This is a genomic window from Vibrio sp. GLN_1 (assembly GCF_043106015.1).
GTDB classification, from domain to species: domain Bacteria; phylum Pseudomonadota; class Gammaproteobacteria; order Enterobacterales; family Vibrionaceae; genus Vibrio; species Vibrio parahaemolyticus.
Genome location: NZ_JBICMD010000009.1, coordinates 1 through 5,510, shown reverse-complemented (window position 1 = coordinate 5,510; position 5,510 = coordinate 1). Strand labels below are relative to the sequence as shown.

At 44.2% G+C, this 5,510-nt stretch carries 2 protein-coding genes, 8 tRNA genes and 2 rRNA genes; 7 read left to right on the top strand and 5 right to left on the bottom strand.

Annotated elements, in window-relative coordinates; all coding sequences use genetic code 11:
* The first annotated feature begins 41 nt into the window (after window positions 1-41).
* From ACF8OV_RS04865 to ACF8OV_RS04835, 7 genes are all read left to right on the top strand, one after another.
* A tRNA-Asn gene (locus tag ACF8OV_RS04865) sits at window positions 42-117 on the top strand.
* 272 nt (window positions 118-389) lie between these two features.
* Window positions 390-2,015, top strand: a complete 1,626-nt coding sequence (locus ACF8OV_RS04860; RefSeq protein WP_020841295.1) for a methyl-accepting chemotaxis protein — start codon at window positions 390-392, stop codon at window positions 2,013-2,015.
* 234 nt (window positions 2,016-2,249) lie between these two features.
* Window positions 2,250-2,325 (top strand) — tRNA-Phe (locus ACF8OV_RS04855).
* A 51-nt stretch (window positions 2,326-2,376) separates the two neighbouring features.
* Window positions 2,377-2,452: transfer RNA gene (locus ACF8OV_RS04850), tRNA-Thr, on the top strand.
* A 21-nt stretch (window positions 2,453-2,473) separates the two neighbouring features.
* Window positions 2,474-2,549, top strand: a tRNA-Asn gene (locus ACF8OV_RS04845).
* Between the two features lie 39 nt (window positions 2,550-2,588).
* Window positions 2,589-2,664, top strand: a tRNA-Thr gene (locus ACF8OV_RS04840).
* 15 nt (window positions 2,665-2,679) lie between these two features.
* Window positions 2,680-2,755: transfer RNA gene (locus tag ACF8OV_RS04835), tRNA-Asn, on the top strand.
* A 134-nt stretch (window positions 2,756-2,889) separates the two neighbouring features.
* Here the strand turns inward: ACF8OV_RS04835 and ACF8OV_RS04830 are convergent.
* From ACF8OV_RS04830 to rrf (ACF8OV_RS04810), 5 genes are all read right to left on the bottom strand, one after another.
* A complete protein-coding gene (locus ACF8OV_RS04830; protein ID WP_195744750.1) occupies window positions 2,890-4,326 on the bottom strand; it encodes an NAD-dependent succinate-semialdehyde dehydrogenase in 1,437 nt (478 codons plus the stop codon).
* 561 nt (window positions 4,327-4,887) lie between these two features.
* A tRNA-Asp gene (locus ACF8OV_RS04825) sits at window positions 4,888-4,964 on the bottom strand.
* Window positions 4,965-4,995: 31 nt separating this feature from the next.
* A 5S ribosomal RNA gene (gene rrf / locus ACF8OV_RS04820) occupies window positions 4,996-5,112 on the bottom strand.
* Window positions 5,113-5,169: 57 nt separating this feature from the next.
* Window positions 5,170-5,245: transfer RNA gene (locus ACF8OV_RS04815), tRNA-Thr, on the bottom strand.
* Window positions 5,246-5,344: 99 nt separating this feature from the next.
* Window positions 5,345-5,460: ribosomal RNA gene (gene rrf, locus ACF8OV_RS04810) — 5S ribosomal RNA — on the bottom strand.
* Between the last annotated feature and the right edge of the window lie 50 nt (window positions 5,461-5,510).

Genomic DNA, 5,510 nt, shown 5'->3' with positions numbered 1-5,510 from the left:
TTTGGTGCGCTTGCTGAATGGCAAGACACAAACAGAATAGTTCCTCCTTAGCTCAGTTGGTAGAGCGACGGACTGTTAATCCGCAGGTCGCTGGTTCGAGCCCAGCAGGAGGAGCCAATTTAAAAAGCCGCATCACTTGATGCGGCTTTTTTGCATCTGCCCTATTCTCCATTTTAATATTCCTTTGCTTCGCACTTCATATCCAAACATCACCGAATATTAAATCCCCTCTTCAAAAATACTTATTTCACGCTAAAAATTTAATCCTCATCATAGTTTCAATACGTGCTTGTAGGCGTAATACCACTTCTTCAATAAGATGCGTCGGCTATTAGATTATTGACATAAGCCATGCTTTGCATAGCAATGACACATTTTGTGAGCCAAATATGAAATTAAAAACTCAAGCCTACTTATTATCCGCGATCATACTGTTAGCTTTGCTAGCCTTGACCGCTACAGGTTTATGGACCTTACGCGTCGCAAGTAACCTCGATAACAAAGCTCGAGTAACTGAGCTATTCAAGAGTGCATACAGCATTCTGACTGAAGTAGAAAAAATGGCAGTTGAAGGCAAGATGCCTGAAGAGGAAGCAAAAGCACTCGCAACACGCCTACTGCGTAACAACATCTACAAAGACAACGAGTACGTTTATGTGGCGGACGAAAATATGATGTTTATTGCCGCACCACTAGATCCTCAACTACACGGAACCAGTTTCCATGACTTTAAAGATGGCAGCGGTAATAGCGTAGGCCAACTCATCCTAGATGTTTTGGGTCGCAAAACAGGTCAGATTGTTGAATATACCTGGAGCCAAAAACAGGCCGACGGCAGCATTGAAGAAAAACACTCAATAGCAGAAAAAACACCACATTGGGGTTGGGTTGTCGGCACAGGTATTGGCTTTAATGAAGTGAATGCACGTTTTTGGTCGACAGCACAGTGGCAGCTTATGCTGTGTCTGGTTATCGCAGGTTCAATTCTTGGAGGCTTGATAATCTCGATTCGCAAAATGCTCAATCTCTTAGGAGGTGAACCTAACGATGTACGAGAAGCGGTTCAAGCGGTTGCACAAGGTAACATCCAAACTAGCTTTGATACCGTCGCTCCAAAAGGCAGTATCTACCATGCGGTTCAGAATATGAGCCAATCATTGGCAACCATGGTGACTAACCTTGAACAATCGATGCACGCTCTACGCGATGAGCTATCAGCAGTAGAGTCGCGCTCAAATTCCATCGCCGATCTTACCGTTTCTCAGCAGCAATCGACCGCAATGATTGCAACAGCGATGACAGAAATGGCTTCTTCCGCTAACCATGTGGCAAGCTCTGCTAGCGACACAGCACGTAATACCGATGAAGCAGATAAACAAAGTCAGCACACTCAATCACTGATCCACAGTACGGTAGATAACGTCCAAGGTCTTGCGACTCAGCTGAATACTGCAAGTAAAGCGGTTGCCGATCTCGATCAAGATGTAAACAACATCGTGAAAGTTCTGGATGTAATCGGGGATATTGCGGAACAAACCAACCTATTAGCCTTGAACGCTGCAATTGAAGCAGCCCGAGCAGGCGAACAAGGACGAGGCTTTGCTGTAGTAGCAGATGAGGTACGTAATCTTGCAGGTCGAACTCAAGACAGCACAAAAGAGATCCAACACATGATCTCGAATCTTCAAGAAGGCTCTCGCAATGCCATTCATACAATGGAAATCTGTGCGGAAACAAGTGAAAGCACAGTAACTGAATCGATGAATGCATCAGAAGCTCTCCAACAGATCGTTACCGCGCTTGAATCTATCACAGCAATGAGTCAGCAAATTGCGACGGCAGCAGCTGAGCAAACGCAAGTCAGTGATGACATTGCACACCGCATAAATCTGATTGAAGAGAGCGGAAGTAAGCTAAATTCAGTGGTAACAGAGAGCCAATCGAGCACCCAAAGTTTGGCCTCTTTGGCAAATGAACTGGAAGGATGGGTAAATAAGTTCTCCGTAAAGCACTAGTTTAAAGTCAATTGTTCACTAAAAAGCACGTTTTCAAACGTGCTTTTTTTGTTTTTGTCGCATTTATTTAGCAAACAAGCTCGTAATTTCTTTCTTAGAAAAGCTTAAAACATGGTGTATCCCTATTTAAAACGCATAAAAACAGCCCACTCCGAGCACATTTTCATCAAACGATATTTTATTTTAATTTTATTGTTGACCTGAAAGCCGAAAAGCCTTTTAATACACCTCGTCGCCCGGATAGCTCAGTCGGTAGAGCAGAGGATTGAAAATCCTCGTGTCGGTGGTTCGATTCCGCCTCCGGGCACCACAATTTAAAATTGTTGGTGTCTAACACGAACAATATAAAGAATAACGGTACGCCGACTTAGCTCAGTAGGTAGAGCAACTGACTTGTAATCAGTAGGTCACCAGTTCGATTCCGGTAGTCGGCACCATTTTTTCTTAGAAAAGACAATTCCTCCTTAGCTCAGTTGGTAGAGCGACGGACTGTTAATCCGCAGGTCGCTGGTTCGAGCCCAGCAGGAGGAGCCACTTTCAATTGGCAAGCTAATTACTTGTTAATGAAAATGTGCCGACTTAGCTCAGTAGGTAGAGCAACTGACTTGTAATCAGTAGGTCACCAGTTCGATTCCGGTAGTCGGCACCACTTATTAAAATTTGTTCCTCCTTAGCTCAGTCGGTAGAGCGACGGACTGTTAATCCGCAGGTCACTGGTTCAAGTCCAGTAGGGGGAGCCATATTAGAAAAAGCCGCATCACTTGATGCGGCTTTTTTGCATCTGGAAGAAATACACCCTTCTCTCCTCTTTGCTCTATAAACAAAAAGCCAGGTTTAGAAACCCAGCTTTCTCTTTTTCACTCTCATCCAAAGATCAGTTTAAGCCACCAAGACAAATGTATTTCGTCTCTAGGTACTCATCGAGCCCTTGTTTCGCGCCTTCACGCCCAACACCTGACTCTTTAATACCACCAAATGGCGCAACTTCTGTCGAGATAATACCTTCGTTCACACCAACCATTCCGTATTCCAAGCCTTCAGTGAACTTGATAATTCGTTTAAGGCTATCGGTATAGAAATAACAAGCTAAGCCATACTCAGTATCATTGGCCATTGCTAACACTTGTTCATCATCTTCAAATGTTAATACGGGTAATACAGGCCCAAACAACTCTTGCTGCACGATAGCCATGCCTTGATCGACATTATCCAAAATTACAGGCTCCATAAAGCGCCCTGCGAGCTTTTGAGGACGGTTAGCAATGGTAGCCCCCTCTTGTAACGCCTGATCAATAATAGCCTCCAGACGATGCTTAGAAGCCATGGTGATCACTGGCCCAACTGTCACACCAGACTCCAAGCCATTCCCAACATTTAGCTCCATCATTTTCGCGAGCACTTTTTCCATAAAGCGCACTTTGACATTTTGATGTACATATAAACGGTTTGTGCACACGCACGTTTGTCCTGCATTGCGGAACTTGGACGCGATAAGCCCATCAGCAGCTGATTCCAAATCAGCATCCTCAAAAACAATAAACGGAGCGTTACCTCCAAGTTCCATCGATACCGCTTTAACAGTTTCACTAGCCTGCTTCATCAAAATTTTGCCGACGCGAGTCGAACCCGTAAATGAAATCTTCTTGATCCTAGGATCCATCGATAACACCTGACCAAACTCAGCGGCCTGTTCAGAAATAACAACAGGTAAAAGCGGCTTAGGGATACCAGCCTGATACGCAAGTTCAACAACCGCTAGTGCGGTCAGAGGGGTCAACTCGGACGGTTTGATGATCATCCCACACCCAGCAGCTAACGCAGGTGCCGCTTTTCGTGTGATCATAGCAATAGGGAAATTCCACGGTGTAATCGCAGCACACACGCCTACAGGCTGTTTAATTGTAGATAAACGTCTATCTACAGCAGGAGCTGGGATAACTTCGCCATAAGCTCGTTTAGCCTCTTCTGCAAACCACTCTACAAAAGATGCCCCGTAGCTCACTTCCCCGCGGCTTTCAGACAATGGCTTACCCTGTTCCAATGTAATAATGGTCGCTATATCTTCAGCGTGTTCCATCAACAATTGATGCCAGTTTTTCAAACAGCTAGATCGCTCTTTCGCACTCAACTTAGCCCATCGAACTTGTTCAGCCGAACACGCTTCAATGAGGCAATCCAACTCTTCAATTGAACTCGGTTTCAAGCGAATTAACTCTTGCTCAGTTGCAGGGTTGATGACCACAACTCCGTCGTCGGAAGCCCATTGTTTAAATACTTCTTTTAAGGTTTCATTTTTTATTTGTTGCATCACCAGACTAACTCCTACGAGAACTCCTTTTAGGGTAATCCTTCTAGTAGAAATCAGCAAAGCAAACAAAGTTTTCTGACAGTGTTGACATTAACAAGCGAAAAAGCCGTGAGTATAAGGACTAGGAATGGATCACATAGCAAGCCAGTTCGAAAATTCAAAGATTGCATAAATGCGAGACTCATTTGATAACTTCGAGTCTCAACATGATGATATGGCAACGAAATACTAACTAAACTGAAGCTAGACTCAAGACACGATTGAAAACCAAAGCTTTTAGGCTAGGACTAAATGAATCAACAAAGCCATAAAGCTTATTCTTCTTAAGCAAACCAAAATGAGTCAAATTAGTTTGTATATGCCTAGAATACAGATAGGCAAAGACAGGTGCTTGTAGATGAGAGAGCATCGCTATTGCGAATGAGGATTCCGTATAAATGGCCGGACTACAAGGGTTGGAATAAGTACCGAGCACTGAAACGGAATTAGTTTCTCTGAAGGGGAAAATGACTTGGCCTTAAACGACGAAAGCCTTGCTATTTCTAGCAAGGCTTTCTAAATAAGTGGCGGAGCGGACGGGACTCGAACCCGCGACCCCCGGCGTGACAGGCCGGTATTCTAACCAACTGAACTACCGCTCCGCACTGGTTAGACTCTGGAGTCTAAATAAGAACCTGGCGATGTTCTACTCTCACATGGGGAAGCCCCACACTACCATCGACGCTACTTCGTTTCACTTCTGAGTTCGGAATGGAAATCAGGTGGGTCCAAAGTGCTATGGTCGCCAAGTAAAATTCTTTACATTTTGTTTTAGGCTTTAATTTAAAACATAAAACAAATAATAAATGGTGCTGATACCCAGAATCGAACTGGGGACCTCATCCTTACCAAGGATGCGCTCTACCGACTGAGCCATATCAGCACATTATTTGTGTCCGTGAGGACTAAAAAAGCCCGCTTTTACAAACGGGCTCTCTTAACTTTTGTCTTCGCCTTTTAAAAAGGAAAAAACTAAATTAAAGCCTGGCGATGTCCTACTCTCACATGGGGAAACCCCACACTACCATCGGCGCTATTTCGTTTCACTTCTGAGTTCGGAATGGAGTCAGGTGGGTCCAAAACGCTATGGTCGCCAAGCAAATTCTTTAATTCGGAAAGCTGTTTTTGTGTTCTCTACACATTCAATT

What these genes read in the sequence shown, in the direction of transcription:
- ACF8OV_RS04860 (WP_020841295.1), top strand. Translation starts at nt 390, where the DNA reads ATGAAATTAAAAACTCAAGCCTACTTATTATCCGCGATCATACTGTTA.